The sequence below is a fragment of the Streptomyces mobaraensis NBRC 13819 = DSM 40847 genome (assembly GCF_017916255.1).
Lineage (GTDB): Bacteria > Actinomycetota > Actinomycetes > Streptomycetales > Streptomycetaceae > Streptomyces > Streptomyces mobaraensis.
On sequence record NZ_CP072827.1, the window covers coordinates 909,938 to 926,289 of the forward strand.

At 75.2% G+C, this 16,352-nt stretch carries 8 protein-coding genes; all 8 read left to right on the plus strand.

The window, feature by feature from the left end; all coding sequences use genetic code 11:
• Positions 1-3: 3 nt before the first annotated feature.
• The 8 genes from J7W19_RS03325 (at position 4) to J7W19_RS03360 (ending at position 16,334) form a co-directional block, all read left to right on the plus strand.
• Entirely contained in the window at positions 4-1,014 is a 1,011-nt protein-coding gene (locus J7W19_RS03325) for a class I SAM-dependent methyltransferase (protein WP_004940951.1), read from the plus strand.
• Positions 1,015-1,089: 75 nt separating this feature from the next.
• On the plus strand, positions 1,090-9,867 hold the full coding sequence (locus tag J7W19_RS03330; protein WP_004940948.1) for a non-ribosomal peptide synthetase: 8,778 nt from the start codon (positions 1,090-1,092) through the stop codon (positions 9,865-9,867).
• A complete protein-coding gene (locus tag J7W19_RS03335; protein WP_004940944.1) occupies positions 9,864-10,337 on the plus strand; it encodes a VOC family protein in 474 nt (157 codons plus the stop codon). The genes J7W19_RS03330 and J7W19_RS03335 overlap by 4 nt, the downstream gene beginning before the upstream one ends.
• Entirely contained in the window at positions 10,334-11,308 is a 975-nt protein-coding gene (locus J7W19_RS03340) for a hypothetical protein (protein WP_004940943.1), read from the plus strand. Before J7W19_RS03335 ends, J7W19_RS03340 begins: the two co-directional genes overlap by 4 nt.
• Before the next feature lie 4 nt (positions 11,309-11,312).
• Entirely contained in the window at positions 11,313-12,218 is a 906-nt protein-coding gene (locus J7W19_RS03345; RefSeq protein WP_004940940.1) for an LLM class flavin-dependent oxidoreductase, read from the plus strand.
• A gap of 51 nt (positions 12,219-12,269) precedes the next feature.
• The gene (locus tag J7W19_RS03350; protein WP_004940935.1) at positions 12,270-14,069 is read left to right on the plus strand and encodes a gamma-glutamyltransferase family protein; all 1,800 of its coding nucleotides are present in this window, start codon (positions 12,270-12,272) and stop codon (positions 14,067-14,069) included.
• 34 nt (positions 14,070-14,103) lie between these two features.
• The gene (locus J7W19_RS03355; RefSeq protein ID WP_004940932.1) at positions 14,104-15,384 is read left to right on the plus strand and encodes a preATP grasp domain-containing protein; all 1,281 of its coding nucleotides are present in this window, start codon (positions 14,104-14,106) and stop codon (positions 15,382-15,384) included.
• Entirely contained in the window at positions 15,381-16,334 is a 954-nt protein-coding gene (locus tag J7W19_RS03360; protein WP_004940930.1) for a fatty acid desaturase family protein, read from the plus strand. The genes J7W19_RS03355 and J7W19_RS03360 overlap by 4 nt, the downstream gene beginning before the upstream one ends.
• The last annotated feature ends 18 nt before the right edge of the window (positions 16,335-16,352 follow it).

The window sequence follows — 16,352 nt, forward strand, 5'->3', positions numbered from 1 at the left end:
ACAATGACGACGACGGACACGGACGCCGCGTCCTGGGCGGCCTCCGCCCGCATCTACAACTCTGCCGTCGCCGCGTGGGCGATCGGCGCGGCCTGGGAGGTGGGCGCGCTCGACGAGCTCCAGGAGCGGGGCGCCCTGGACACGGCCGAGTTCGCCGCCCGCCACGACCTCGACCCGGCGTCCACGCTCGGCATGTTCCGGGCGCTCGCCTCGGTCGGCGTCGTCCGCCGGGACGGCACCCGGGTGGTGCCGGCGGAGGACTTCGCCGAGATCCAGCGCACCCGCTCCCTCTTCCACTGGCTGGTGCGCGGCAGCGGCGAGCTGTTCCGCCAGATGCCGTCGGTGCTGCGCAACGAGAACCGCGTCGGCACCTTCTACCAGCGCGACCCCGTCGCCATCGCCCGTTCCTGCAAGGAGATCAGCGTCTTCTGCTACGACCCGTGGTTCTGGCGGGCGATGGAGGGGCTGGACTTCGACGTCCGGGTGGCGGCCGACCTGGGCTGCGGCAGCGGCGAGCGGCTGATGCAGATCCTGCGCCGGCACCCCGACGCCCGCGGCCTGGGCGTGGACATCGCGGGTGACTCGCTGAAGGTGGCGGCGGCCGACGCGGCGGACGCCGGTCTCGCCGGCCGGCTGTCCTTCGTCGAGGCGGACATGCTGACCATGGACCCGCGCCCGGAGTTCACCGAGGTGGACCTGCTGACCTGCTTCATGGCCGGGCACGACTTCTGGCCGCGCGAGCAGTGCGTGGCGACCCTCGCCCGGCTGCGCGAACTCTTCCCCAACGCCCGCCGGTTCCTGCTCGGCGACGCCACCCGCTCGGTGGGCGTGCCCGACGCGGAGATGCCGGTGTTCATGCTCGGCTTCGAGGTCGCCCACGACCTGATGGGCACCTTCATGCCCACCATGGCCGACTGGGAGGGCGTCTTCGCGGAGAGCGGCTGGCGGCTGCGGCACAAGCACGACATCGGCATGGTCGCCAACGAGGTCATCTTCGAACTCGAACCCCGGTGACGGCCGGGGCGACCACGGCATGACGGGACGACGGCCGGCGGGCCACAGGGGTGAACAGGCGTGAAGCGAGGGCCGATGACGGCGAAGAGGGAACGGGCGACGGGCGGCGGGGTGCGTGACGTTCCCTTCGTCCACGAGGTGTTCGAGGAGCGGGCCCGCCGGCACCCGGACGAGCGGGCCGTGGTCTGCGGCACCGACGCGCTCGGCCGGGCGGAGCTCGACGCCCGGGCCAACCGGTTGGCCCGCCATCTGATCGCCCGGGGCGTGGGGCCGGAGACGCGGGTGGCCGTGGTGCTGCCCCGCTCGGCGGACGCGCTGGTGGCGCTGTTCGCGGTACTCAAGGCCGGTGGCACCTACGTCCCGGTGGACCCCGCGCAGCCGGCCGGCCGGATCGCGGCCGTGGTCCGCGCGGCGGACTGCGCGGTGGTGCTGGACGGTCCGGTGGACCTCGACGGCTTGCCGGACACCCCCGTCACCGATGCCGACCGCCTGGCACCCCTGGACCCCGCCCACGCCGCGTACGTCGTCCACACCTCGGGCTCGACCGGCACGCCCAAGGGCGTCGTCGTCGAACACCGCGCCCTGGCCGCCCTGTTGCACCACCACGTCGCCCCGCAGTACACGGAGGTGGCGGCCGGCGACCGGCTGCGGGTCGCCCTCGTCTCCCCGCTCGCCTTCGACGCGTCCTGGGACCCGGTGCTGGCCATGGTGGCCGGCCACGAGCTGCACCTGCTGGACGACGACACCCGCCGCGACCCGGCCGCGCTCACCGCGTACGTGACCCGGCACGGCGTCGACGTCGTCGACCTCACCCCGTCCCACCTGGAACAGCTGCTGCCGCACGGCCTGGTCCGCGACCCGGCGGCCCGGCCCCGGCTCGTCGTCCTGGGCGGCGAGGCGCTGCCCGAACCGCTGTGGCGCGAGCTGCGCGACACCCCCGGCGTCACCGCGCACAACCTGTACGGCCCCACCGAGTGCGTGGTGGACGCGCTGTGGGCGGCGTCCGACGCGGCGGAGGACGTGGTCATCGGCCGGCCGGTCGCGCACGGCGCCGCGTACGTCCTGGACGCCCGGCTGCGGCCGGTGGAGGACGGCGAGACCGGCGAACTGTACGTGGCCGGGGCCGGATTGGCGCGCGGCTACCTGGGCCGGCCCGGGGCGACGGCGGCCCGGTTCGTGGCCGACCCGTTCGCGCCCGGCCGCATGTACCGCACGGGCGACCTCGTGCGGCGGGGCCCCGACGGCCTGGTGCGCTACGTGGGCCGGGCCGACGACCAGGTGAAGGTACGGGGCTTCCGGATCGAGCCGGGCGAGGTGGAGGCCGTCCTCCGAGAGCATCCGGCGGTGGCGGCGGCGGCCGTCCGCGCCCACCGGTTCGGGGAGGGCGACCGGCGGCTGGTGGCGTACGTCGTGCCGGTCGGCGAGCTCGACCCGTCCGACGTACGGCGGTTCGCGTCGGACCGGCTGCCGGAGCACCTCGTCCCGGCCTCGGTCACCCCGCTGGCCGCGCTGCCGCTGACCCCCAACGGCAAGCTCGACCGCGCGGCGCTCCCCGCCCCGGGGCCTCTGGTGGCCACGGGCGGCCGGGAGGCGCGTACGGACGCCGAGCGGGTGCTGTGCGCGCACTTCGCGGCGGTGCTGGGCCTGGAGCGGGTGGCGGCCGACGCCTCGTTCTTCGAGCTGGGCGGCGACTCGCTGCTGGCGATGCGGCTGGTCGGCCGGATCGGCGCCGCCCTCGGCGCGCGCCCGTCGGTCCGGGACGTCTTCGACGCCCCGACCCCGGCCGGGCTCGCCGCGCGGCTCGCGGACGCCCCGGAGCGGCCCGGCCCCCCGCTGACGGCCGGCCCCCGCCCGGAGCCCGTCCCGCTGTCGTCCGCGCAGCGGCGGCTGTGGTTCCTCGACCGCCTGGAGGGGCCCAGCCCGACGTACAACGTGCCGCTGGTCTCCCGGCTGTCCGGCCCGCTGGACGCAGGCGCCCTGCGGGCGGCGCTGCGGGACGTGGTGGCGCGCCACGAGAGCCTGCGGACGGTCTTCCCGGAGCGGGACGGGCAGCCGGTCCAGCGGATCCTGCCCCTCGACGAGGCGGTCCCGGCCCTGGAGACCGCCCGGGTGGACGCCGCCGTCCTGGACGCGCGGCTGGAGGAGGACTCCGGGCGGACGTTCGACCTCTCCCGCGACCTTCCGGTGCGGGCGTGGCTGTACGAACTCGGGTCGGATGAACATGTGTTGCTGCTGCTGGTGCACCACATCGCCACGGACGGCTGGTCGCTGGACCCGCTCGTCCGCGACCTGGGCGAGGCGTACGCCGCCCGCGTCCGGGGCGAGGCGCCGCGCCGGGCCCCGCTGCCCGTCCAGTACGCCGACTACACGCTCTGGCAGCGCGGCCTGCTGGGCGACCCCGCCGATCCCGACAGCCCGGCCGCCCGCCAGCAGGCGTTCTGGACCGAGGCGTTGGCGGGCATACCCGACGAGCTGGGCCTGCCCTTCGACCGGCCGCGCCCGGCCGTCGCCTCCTACCGGGGCGGGACGGTCGACTTCCACCTGGACGCGGAGGTGCACGGGCGGCTCACCGAGCTGGCGCGGCGGCGCGGCGTGACGACGTTCATGGTGTTCCAGGCGGGCCTGGCCCTGCTGCTGGCCAAGCTCAGCGGCGGCACGGACATCCCCGTGGGCACGCCCGTCGCCGGCCGCTCCGACGAGGCCCTCGACGACCTGGTCGGCTTCTTCGTCAACACCCTCGTCCTCCGCACCGACCTCGGCGGCGACCCCACCTTCGACGAGTTGCTGACCCGCGTCCGCGACACCGACCTCGCCGCCCTCGCCCACCAGGACATCCCCTTCGAGCAGGTCGTGGAGGCGGTCAACCCGGTGCGCTCGCTCGCCCGCAACCCGCTGTTCCAGGTGTCGCTGACGATGAACGAGCCGGACACCGCGCTGTCCCTGCCGGGGCTCGCGGTGACCGGGCGGCGGCCGGTGCTGGGCGTGGCCCGGTTCGACCTGAACGTCAACTTCCATGAGCGGGACGGCGGCGCGGGGGTCGCCGGGCAGATCGAGTACAACGCCGACCTCTTCGACGCCTCCACCGTGGAGGCGATGGCCGCCCGGCTCGTCCGCATCCTGGCGGCGGTGGCGGCGGAGCCCGGCCGCCCGTGCGGCTCGGTCGACGTCCTCTCCCCCGAGGAGCGCACGCGGATCCTCGACGAGTGGAACGCGACCGCGCTCGACGTACCCGACACCACCCTCCCCGCGCTGCTGGAGGCCCAGACGGCCCGTACGCCCGACGCGCCGGCCGTCCAGTCCTCCACCGGCACCCTGACGTACGCGGAGCTGAACGCCCGGGCCAACCGGCTCGCCCGGCACCTCGTCGGCCTCGGTGTGGGCCCGGAGGCGCTGGTCGCGCTGCGGCTGCCGCGCTCGGCGGACCTGGTGGTCGCCGTCTGGGCGGTCCTCAAGGCGGGCGGCGCCTACCTGCCGATCGACGGGGAGTACCCGGCCGAGCGGAACGCGTTCATGCTGGAGGACGCCCGCCCGACGACGGTCCTCACCGAACTGCCCGACGTGTCCCACCTGCCGTCCGGCGACCTCACGGACGCCGACCGGACCGCCCCGCTGCTGCCCGCGCACCCCTGCTACGTCATCTACACCTCCGGCTCGACCGGCGTGCCGAAGGCCGTGTCGATGCCCGGCGGCGCGCTCGTCAACCTGGTCACCTGGTGGGCGACGGTCGAACCGCCCGCCCGCATCGCCCTGTTCTCGGCGACCAGCTTCGACGTCTCGCCGATGGAACTCCTCATCGCCACCACCACCGGCGGCTGTGTCCTGGTGCCGGACGACGCGATCCGCAAGGACGCGGAGAAGCTGGTCGCCTGGCTCGCCGAACACGAGGTGAGCGACCTGACGGTGGTGCCGAACCTGGTGCTGAACTCGGTCTGCGAGGCGGCCCGCGCCGCCGGCACCCGCCTCCCGGCGCTGCGCCACGTCGGCCAGGGCGGCGAGGCCCTCGTCCTCTCGTCGGCCGTCAAGGAGCTCTTCGCCGACGCGGACGGCCGGCGGCTCGACAACTGCTACGGCCCGACCGAGACGCACATGGCGACCGGCTACCGGATGCCCGCCGACCCGGCGGACTGGCCGGCGGACCCGCCCATCGGCCGGCCCATCGGCAACACGACGGTGTACGTGCTCGACCGGTGGCTCCAGCCCGTCCCCCCGGGCGTGATCGGGGAACTGTACATCGGCGGCGCCCAGTTGGCGCGCGGCTACCTCAACCGGCCGGCGCAGACCGCCGGGCGGTTCGTGGCCGACCCGTTCGGCCCGCCCGGCTCCCGGCTCTACCGCACCGGCGACCTGGTGCGCTGGCGGGCCGACGGCGAGCTGCTGTTCACCGGCCGGGCCGACCACCAGGTGAAGATCCGCGGCTTCCGGATCGAGCTGGGCGAGATCGAGGCGCTGCTGCGGCGCCACCCGGACGTCGCCCAGGTGGCGGTCCTGGCGGTGGCGGACCGGCCGTCGGTGAAACGGCTCGTCGCGTACGTGGTGCCGAACGGCCCGGCCGCCGAGCCGGACGCGCTGCGCCGGTACGTCGCCGCGTCCCTGCCGGACTACATGGTGCCGTCGGCGTTCGTCACCCTGGACCGGATGCCGCTCAGCCCCAACGGCAAGCTGGAGCGCCGGCACCTGCCCGCGCCCGCCGCCGAGCCGTCCCGGCGGTCCCGCACCTGGGTGGAGAAGGTGCTGTGCGAGATCTGGTCCGAGGTGCTGGACGCGCCGGGGGCCGGGATCGACGACGACTTCTTCGCGCTGGGCGGGCACTCGCTGACCGCGACCAAGGTGATGAGCCGGGTACGCGGCAGGCTCCGCGCCGACCTGCCGGTCCGGGCCCTCTTCGAGCGGCCGACGCCGGCCGGGCTCGCCGAGCTCGTCGGCGCGGCCGGCACCGCGGGCCACGCCCTGACGGCGGGGCCGCGCCCGGAGCGGATCCCGCTGTCGTCCGCGCAGCAGCGGCTGTGGTTCCTCGACCGACTGGAGGGCCCCAGCCCGACGTACAACAACCCGCTGGTCTCCCGGCTCACGGGTCCGCTGGACGAGGAGGCGCTGCGGGCGGCGCTGCGGGACGTGGTGGCGCGGCACGAGAGCCTGCGGACGGTCTGCCCGGAGGTCGACGGGCAGCCCGTCCAGCACGTCCTGGCCGTCGACGAGGCGATTCCGGCGCTGGAGGCCGTACGCCTCGACGCCGCCGCCCTCGACGCGCGGCTGCGCGAGGACGCCCGGCGGACCTTCGACCTGACGCGGGAGATCCCGGTCCGGGCGTGGCTGTACGCGCTGGGCCCGGACGAGCACGTGCTGATGGTCGTGGTGCACCACATCGCCTCGGACGGCTGGTCGCTGGACCCGCTCGTCCGGGACCTGGGCGAGGCGTACACCGCGCGCCGCCGGGGCGAGGCGCCGCGCTGGACACCGCTGCCCGTCCAGTACGCCGACTACACGCTCTGGCAGCGCGACCTGCTCGGCGCCCCCGCCGACCCCGGCAGCCGGTCGGCCGCGCAACTCGCCTTTTGGAAGGGTGCGTTGGAGGGCATACCGGACGAGGTGGGCCTCCCCTTCGACCGGCCGCGCCCGGCCGCCGCCTCCTACCGCGGCGGGACCGTGGACCTGTTCGTCGAGCCCAGCGCGCACGCGGGCCTGGCGGAGCTGGCCCGCCGGCGCGGGGTGACGACGTTCATGGTGTTCCAGGCGGCCCTGGCCGTCCTGCTGGGGAAGCTGACCGGCGGTACCGACATCCCCGTCGGCACCCCGGTCGCCGGGCGCTCCGACGAGGCCCTCGACGACCTGGTCGGCTTCTTCGTCAACACCCTCGTCCTCCGCACCGACCTCGGCGGCGACCCCACCTTCGAGGAACTCCTCACCCGCGTCCGCGACACCGGCCTCGCCGCCTTCGCCCACCAGGACGTCCCCTTCGAGCAGTTGGTCAGGGAGCTCAACCCGGCGCGCTCGGCCGGGCGGCACCCGCTGTTCCAGGTGATGATGCCGTTCAACAGCAACCTGGCCGACACCGGCGTCCCGCTGCCCGGCCTGGCCGCAGAGCCCCTGGACGAGCCGCTGGAGGTCGCCAAGTTCGACCTGTCGGTGAACCTGCGCGAGGAGTTCGGTCCGGACGGCGAGCCGCTCGGGGTGCGGGGGAACATCGACTACAGCACCGACCTGTTCGACCACGGGACGGTCGTCGCCGTCGCCGGGCGCCTGCACCGGGTCCTGGCCGCCGTCCTCGCCGACCCCGGCACCCGGCTGTCGGAGATCGACGTCGTCGGGCCGGAGGAGCGGCGGCGGCTGCTGACCGAGGGGAGCGGCGCCCCGGCCCCCGAACCGGACGGTGACAGTGACCTGTTCGCATACCGGATGATCGAGGAGCGGGCCGCCGGGACCCCCGACGCGCCGGCCGTCGTGCACGCCGGCACGTCCGTCACCTACGCCGAGCTGAACCGCCGCGCCAACCGGCTGGCCCGGTACCTGATCGCCCGGGGCGCCGGCCCGGAGGACCGGGTGGCGGTGGTACTCCCCCGCTCGGCCGACCTCGTCGTGGCCCTGCTGGCGGTGGGGAAGGCCGGTGCGGCGTACGTGCCGGTGGACCCGGCGTACCCGGCCGAGCGGATCGCCTACCTGCTCGCCGACGCGGCGCCGCGCGTCGTCCTCGACGGTCCGGTGGACACCGGCGCGTACGCCGACGGGAACGTCACCGATGCCGAGCGGACCGCCGCCCTGGACCCGGCCCACCCGGCGTACGTCATCCACACCTCCGGCTCGACCGGCCGCCCGAAGGGCGTCGTCGTCGAACACCGGGCGCTGGCCGCCTACTTGCGGTACCTCCGCACGGCCTACCCGGGCCTCCCGGGGACGAGCACCGTGCACTCGTCGGTGGCCTTCGACCTGACGGTGACCGCCCTGTACGGCCAGCTCGCCAGCGGCGGTCGCGTGCACCTGGCCGAGCTGGGCGAAGACGACGCGCCGCGGCCCGACTTCCTCAAGGCCACCCCCAGCCACCTGGAGCTGCTGGCGTCGCTGCCCGAGCAGGCGTCCCCGGCCGCCTGCCTGGTGATCGGCGGCGAGGCGCTGCACGGCCGGGCACTCCAGGGGTGGCGCGAACGGCACCCGGACGCCTGGGTGGTGAACGCGTACGGGCCCACCGAGTCCACCGTCAACTGCTGCGACCACCGGCTGCCCCCGGGCGCGCCGGTGCCGGCCGGGCCGGTGCCGATCGGACGGCCGTTCCCCGGCGTCCGGGTGTACGTCCTGGACGGCCGGCTGCGTCCCGCGCCCACGGGGACGGTCGGCGAACTTTACGTCGGCGGCGCCCAGTTGGCGCGCGGCTACTTCGACCGGCCGGCGCTGACCGCCGCCCGCTTCGTGGCCGACCCGTTCGGCTCGCCCGGCTCCCGGCTCTACCGCACCGGCGACCTGGCACGGTGGCGGACCGACGGCGAGCTGGAGTTCGCCGGGCGGGCCGACGGCCAGGTGAAGGTGCGCGGGCACCGGATCGAGCTCGGCGAGATCGAGGGCGTGCTGCGCGAGCGGCCGGGCGTGGCCCGGGCCGCGGCGGCGGTGCACGGGACCGGGGACGGCGACCGGCGGCTGGTCGGCTACGTGGTGCCCGCGCCGGGTGCCGCCGTCGATCCGGAGGAGGTGCGGCGGGAGGCCGCGCGGTTCCTGCCCGGTCCGCTGGTCCCGGCCGCCGTGGTCGTCCTCGGCGCGCTGCCGCTGACGCCCAACGGCAAGCTCGACCGGGCCGCGCTCCCGGCACCCGACTTCGCCGGGGCGGCCCGGGGCGGCGTACCGCGCACCGCGCGCGAGGAGCTGCTGTGCGCGCTGTTCTCCGAGGTGCTGGACGTGGAACGGGTGGGCCCTGACGACTCGTTCTTCGACCTGGGCGGGCACTCGCTGCTCGTCGTCCGCCTCGCCGGCCGGCTGCGGGCGGCGTGCGGCGTGCACGTCACCATCCGCGACCTGCTGGACGCCCCGACACCGGCCGCGCTCGCCCGGCGGACGGCCGCGGGCGAGGCCGGCACGGCGGATCCGCTGGCGCCGCTGCTGCGGCTGCGCGGCGGTACCGGCACCCCGCTGTTCTGCGTCCACCCGGCGGCGGGCACCGGCTGGGTCTACACCGGCCTGCTGCGCTTCCTGGCCCCCGGCCGGCCGGTGTACGCCCTCCAGGCACCCGGCCTGGGCACGCCGGAGCACGCGGCGGGCACGCCGGACGACGTGGCGAAGGACTACCTGGCCCGGATCCGCGAGGTGTGCCCGGACGGGCCGTACGCCCTGCTGGGCTGGTCCGTCGGCGGTCTGATCGCGCACACGCTGGCGGTCCGGCTGCGGGAGGAGGGCGCGGAGGTCCCGCTGCTGGCCCTGCTGGACGCCTACCCCCGCGTCCCGGAGGACGCCGGCGAGGAGCACGACGCCGACGAGGCCGCGGCCCTCCGGGCGCTGGCCGCCTCGCTGGGGCGGGACCTCGCCCCGGACGGCACCCTCGCGGGCCCGGCCGACGTGGACGTGGCGGCGCTGGTCCGGGTCTACCGGGAGATGAGCCGGGTGTACGCCGATCCGGCCCTGGGCCGGTTCGACGGCGACGCGGTGCTGTTCCGGGCGGCGGCGGACAAGCCGGCAGGCTCGCCGTACGTCCCCGGGCTGTGGCGTCCGCACCTGGCCGGCCGGCTCGACGTCCACGCCGTGGACTGCGACCACGGCGGCATGACCCGGCCGGCGGCGCTCGCCGCGATCGGGCCGGAGCTCGACCGGCGACTGGCCGCCCTGGCGCCCCTGTTCAACGCGACCGACGAGAACGACCACCGCGGAGGAATCCGGTGACGACACCCACCGTGCCCACGGCACACCTGCACCACGTCGGGGTCCAGACCTTCGACCTGGACAACTCCCTCGCCTGGTACCGGGACTTCCTCGGCTGCCGGCCGACCTGGACCGCCGAGACCTTCTCCGAGCTGACGCTCAGCCGGCTGCCGGGGGTCTCCCGGATCACCGAGATCGTCGCCGGGGCCGTCCGGCTGCACCTGATCGAGCGGACCACCCGGGTGCGCGAGCGCGGGCCCGAGGACCGCGTCCAGTTCCAGCACGTCTGCCTCGCCGTGGACACGCCGGAGGAGCTGGTCCGCCGCCGGGAGCTGTGGCAGGAGCTGTACGCGTCCGGGCGGTACGACTTCCTGCTGCCCGACCCGCCGTCCGGGATCGTCACCGACGCCGAGGGCGTCCGGAGCTTCTACTGCCTCGACGTCAACGGCCTGGAGATCGAGTTCACCTACGTCCCGGGAAGCACCCGATGAGCCGCAACGCGACCGCGGTCGCCCTCTCCCTGCCCGGCGCGCGGGGCTGGGACTTCGGCGACTACCCCTACGCCCTCGAACCGCTGACCCTGCCGCACCCCGGCGACCCGTGGCCGCTCGCCCCGGCGGCGGGACCCGAACTCCGCGAGGCGTGCCGTGAGTTGCTCGCAGCCGCCGACGAGGGAGCGCTGTGCACCGAGCCGGTGACGGAGGAGGGCCTGGAACGCCTCTTCTGGTTCCGCTGGATCACCGGGCACCACATCTCGTTCGTCCTCTGGCGGCTCGTCGCCGCCGCCCTCGACCGGCTCGGCGCGGGCGAGGAGGAGGACCTGGCGACGGCCCGGGAGATCCACCACCACGTCCGGGCGTACAGCGCCATGATGCTGTACACCGGATCCAGCACCCCCGAGATCTACAACGCGGTCATCCGGCCGAGCATGTACCGGCTGCACAGCACGTTCAGCGGCACCTGGGCGGCCGACTTCCCGGCCGTGCGCAGCCTGTTCCGCGGCCGGAAGGTGCCGCCGGTGCCGGCGGGCGAGGCCGACGCCCTGGTGCGGGAGGTGGCCCTGGGCCACCGGATCCACCTCGGGACCGCCGCCAAGCTGGTCGCCGACGGCCGGTCGCTGCTCCAGCACCTGGTCGACAACCCGCCCGAGCGGCAGCCCCGGATGTGGACGAGCGTCTTCGACTGCTACTTCCTCACCCTGCGCGCCCCGGTCGCCGGCCAGGAGGTGCTGGCCCAACTGCTGCGCCGCTGCAAGGCGGTGGCGATGGACCTGACGACGAACGGCCTCTACCCGTCCGTCGCCCACTACCCGGGGCCCGCCCCCGACGAGCTGTGCACGCCGGACGTCCTGGCCTGCGAGAACGAGCTCACCGACATCGTGCTCCGCACGGCCGCGCTGGCCACCGCCACCAGCGCCGAGCCCACGGGCACCGGACCGACGAGCCCCCGAAGGAACGGCTGAGAACATGGCTGAGACGATGCGACACGGAATCATCATCCTGCCCGAGCAGCGCTGGCAGCAGGCCCGGGACCGCTGGGTGACGGCGGAGCGGCTGGGCTTCGACCACGCCTGGACCTACGACCACCTGATGTGGCGCTGGTTCCGCGAGAAGCCGTGGTTCGCGACCATGCCCACGCTGACGGCCGCCGCCACGGCGACGTCCCGGATCGGCATCGGCACCATGGTGGCCAGCCCCGGCATCCGCCACCCCGTCGCCTTCGCCAAGGAGATCATGACGCTGGACGACATCTCCGGCGGCCGGGCGATCTGCGGGGTCGGCGCGGGGGCGGGCGGGTTCGACGACGAGGCCCTCGGGCTGCGTCGGCTCAACCCGCGCGAACGGGCGGACCGCTTCGCCGAGTTCGTCGACCTCACCGACCAGCTGCTCCGCGAGCCGGAGACCACCTACCGGGGGGACTGGTTCACCACGACCGGCGCCCGGCTGCACCCCGGCTGCGTCCAGCGCCCGCGCGCGCCCCTCGCCGTGGCCGCCACCGGACCGCGGGGCATCCGGCTGGCCGCCTGCCACGCCGACATCTGGGTCACCATCGCCTGGCCCGGCCACGGCGAGCCGGTCCGCTACGACGAGGCGCTGCCCGTGCTGCGCGAGCAGTCGGCGCTGCTGGACAAGGAGTGCGAGGCGATCGGCCGCGACCCGGCCGCCGTCCGCCGGCTGGTGGTCACCGGCGCGATGATCGACGGCGTGCTGGAGTCCGTCGAGACGTACCGCGACGCGTGCGGCCTCCTCGGCGGCATCGGGATCACCGACCTCGTCGTGCACTGGCCGCGCCCCGACTTCCCGTACCAGGGCGACTTCTCCGTGCTGGAGGACGTCGCGAACGAGGTCCTGCTGCCCGGCCGCGCCGCCTGACCGGCCGCCCCCGCCCTCCCTTCCCTCCCGTCCCGAAAGGGTTCTCCTCCTGTGCTGTTCCGTCCCGAGCTCCACGGCACGCAGGGCGCCGTCTCCTCCACCCACTGGCTGGCGTCCGCCGCCGGGCACGCGATGTTCGACCGCGGCGGCAACGCCTTCGACGCCGCGGTGGCCGCCGCGTTCGTGATCCAGGTCGTCGAGCCCCACCTCAACGGCCCGGCCGGCGACGTACCGATCATGGTGCACGACGGCGCGACCGGCGAGGTGACGGTCGTCTGCGGGCAGGGGCCGATGCCCGAGGCCGCCACCGTCGACGCCGTCCGCGCCCTCGGCCTGGACGCCATCCCCGGCTCCGGCCTCGTCGCGGCCTGCGTCCCCGGCGCCTTCGGCGCGTGGATGCGCGTCCTGCGCGACCACGGCCGGCTGCGGGTCGCCGACGTCCTCGAACCGGCCATCGGCTACGCCGAGCACGGCTATCCGCTGCTGCCCCGCGCCGCCCTGATGATCGAGGCGCTGGCGCCGCTGTTCCGCGACCACTGGACCGCGTCCGGGGCCGCCTACCTCCAGGACGGCAAGGTTCCGAAGGCCGGCTCCCGGATGCGCAACCCGGACCTGGCCCGCACCTACCGCCGGCTCGTCGCCGAGGCCGAGGCCGCCGGGTCCGGCCGCGAGGCCCAGGCGGACGGCGCCGTCAAGGCGTTCTACGAGGGGTTCGTCGCCGAGGCGATCGACGCGTTCGTCACCACCACCGAGGTGATCGACTCCACCGGCGTCCCGCACAAGGGCCTGCTCACCGGCGCGGACCTGGCCCGCTGGCGGCCGGGCGTCGAGCGGGCCGCCACCCTGGACTACCGGGGCATGCTGGTACACAAGCCCGGCCCCTGGTCCCAGGGCCCGGTCTTCCTCCAGCAGCTCTCCCTGCTGGCCGGCTACGACCTGGGCGCGATGGGCTTCGGCAGCGCCGACCACCTCCACACCGTCATCGAGTCCGCCAAGCTGGCGTTCGCCGACCGCGAGGCGTGGTACGGCGACCCGGAGCACGCGGACGTCCCCCTCGCCGCGCTCCTCGACCCCGCCTACGCCGACGCCCGCCGGGCGCTCATCGGCCCCGAGGCGTCGGCCGTCCTCCGGCCCGGCTCCCCCGACGGCCGCGAGCCCTGGATCCCGCCCGTCCTCGACGCCACGGACGGCCCGGTCGAGCCCGAGTGGCGGGCCGAACTCCACAACGGCATCCCTACCGTCGTCCGCAAGACCGCCGGCAAGGGCGACACCACCTGCGTCAGCGCCACCGACAAGGACGGCAACATGGTGGTCGCCACCCCGAGCGGCGGCTGGCTGAAGAGCTCGCCCGTGGTGCCGGGGCTGGGCTTCCCGCTCGGCACGCGCGGGCAGATGGCCTGGCTCGCCGAGGGCCACATCAACCAACTGGCGCCCGGCAAGCGGCCGCGCACCACGCTCAGCCCCACCATCGTCCGCACCGACGACGGCCGTCCGCACCTCGCCTTCGGCACGCCCGGGGGCGACCAGCAGGACCAGTGGACGCTCAACTTCTTCGTCAACCACGTGGACTTCGGCATGTCGCCGCAGGAGGCCGTCGAGGCGGCCACCTTCCACACCGAGCACGTGCCCACGTCGTTCCACCCCCGCCAGGCGCGCCCGCTCGGCGTGGTCGTCGAGGAGGGCGGGTTCCCGGAGGCGACCCTCGCCGAACTCGGGCGCCGGGGGCACGAGATCAGGACCGCGCCCGCGCTGAGCCTGGGCAAGGTCTGCGCCACCGGCCCCGACGGCGACGGCGGCGTGCTCGCCGCCGCCAGCCCGCGCGGCGGCCAGGCGTACGGCGTGGTGCGGTGACCGGATGACCACCCGACACTCAGGAGGACCGGCCGTGCCGAGGATCGTGCTGCTCAACGTCGGGACCGCGGCCCCGCGCGCCGTCCACCGCCAGCTGTGGCTGCTCCGCGAGGGCGACGTCGTGGTGAGCCCGTTCGTGCCGGACGAGGACTTCGTCCGCTACGTCTGCGGCGAGACCGGCGTGGACCGGACGGCGATACGCTTCGTGTCCGCCGGGGAGAACCTGGCGGACGAGGCCCTGACCGCGCCCGCGCTGATCCGCGAGGTCCGCGCGCTGCTCGCCGGTCACGACGCCTGGGAGCTGCTGCCCGCCCACCACACCGAGGGCGTCGCCGCCTTCGCGGGCCTCTGCGGCCTGCCGGCCGAGGCCGGGCTGCGGTTCGCGGCCCAGCGCGGCCCGGTGCTGCTCAACCGCAAGTCGCACTTCCGGCAGCTCGCCGTGGGCGCGGACGTCCCGGTGCCGGACGGCACCGTCGTCACCGGGCCCGCCGCCCTGGCCGCCGCCGTCGAGCGGTACCTGCCGCGCACCGGCACGGTGGTGGTGAAGCGGGACGACGACCTGGGCGGCCAGGGGAACGTGGCCCTCACCCTCAAGGAGACCGGGCCCCTCCCCGGCACCCGCGCGACCCTCGCCGCCGACGCGCCCGAGGCCGCCGCTGACGCCCTGTGGGCGGAACTGACGGACCCCCGGAACCCCGTCCTGGCCGTCGAGTCGTACCACCGGTCCACGCACAGCTTCTACGCCGAGTACCTGATCGGCCCGGCCGGGGACGTCACGTTCCTCGACAGCGGGACGATCCGCCGGCGCCCCGACACCGACCCGACGGCGCCGGAACTCGTCTGGGTGGGCCTGGAGTTGCCCGCCGAGCTGCCGGCGGGCGCCGGTGCCCGGGCGCTGACCGCGTCGGCCCGGATGGTCGCGCTCGCGGCGGCGATCGGCTACCGCGGGCACATCAACGTCGACGGCATCGTCACCGACACCGGCGAGGTCCTCTTCAACGAGGCCAACGCCCGGTGGGGCGGCAGCCTCGCCCTGCACGCCGCCGGAGAACGGCTGCTGGGACCGGCCTACCTGGACACGCACGTGCTGTCCGGACTGCGGGACGTCCCCGCGCTGCCGCTGCCGGCCGCGCTGGACACGCTGCGCCGGCACGGGCTCGCGTTCTCGCCGGGGACCGGGGAGGGAGCGGTCGTCCTGGGCTACGACCCGTCCGGGGAGCGGCCGTTGGAGTGCCTGGTCCTCGCCCCCACGCGGGAGCGGGCGCGCGCCGTCGAGGCGGCGGTCCGCGTCGCGGTCGGGGAGGCACGGCCGTGAGCGACGCACAGGGCGTACGGCAGGAGACCGGCGACCGCCCGTACCGCCAGGGACTCGACAAGGCCCTGCTGATGAGCCTGGCCCGGTCGGACCGGCGGCGGGTCGCCGCGCGCACGGCGGTGCTCGCCGTCGTCTACGCCGCGACGGCGACCGTGGCGCTCCGGCCGGGCGTCGGCTGGTGGGGCCTGCTGGGCTCCGCGTTCCTCGGCTTCGTCCTCGCCGGCTTCATCAACGCCGCGCACGACTGCGTGCACGGCACCCACCTGGGATCCAGGAGGGCCAACCGGATCGCGGGCGCGGCCTGGTCCACGCCGATCCTCCTCAACTACACCATCTACCGCCACCAGCACCTCGTCCACCACCGCTACACCGGGGTGGAGGGCGACAGCGAGCCCGCGGAGCACTACGCGACGCTGCGCGCCTACCTCTACAACCTGTCCGGGCTGCCGTTCTGGCCGGGCTTCCCGCGCCGGATCGTGAAGACCTGGCGCGGCGACTTCCCGGCGAGCGTCCGGACGGACGACCGCCGGCGCGACGCGAAGCGGGACAACTGGGCGATCTTCGCCTGGCTCGTGGCGATGGCCGTCCTCACGGTCCTCTTCCCGTTCGCGCTGCTGATCGCCTACTGGGTGCCGCTGGCGCTCTCGCTGCCCGCGAGCGTCTTCCTCAGCCTGCCCGAGCACTACGGGCTGTGGGGCGTGCCGGAGGTGTCGCGCAACACCCGGACGGTCCGGTCCAACGGCTTCGTCCGCTACTTCATGTGGAACGCCAACTACCATGCGGAGCACCACCATTACCCGGCGGTCTCCTCGCTCAACCTGCACCGGCTGCACCGGTCCATGCCCGTTCCGCACCCGATCCAGGAGAAGTCCTACCTCCGCTTCCACGCGGGCCTGGTGGGGGCTCTGCGCAAGGGGAGGCAGGACTACGGGCGGACGGCACGCGGCTGAGCTTCCGCACCCTCTCCA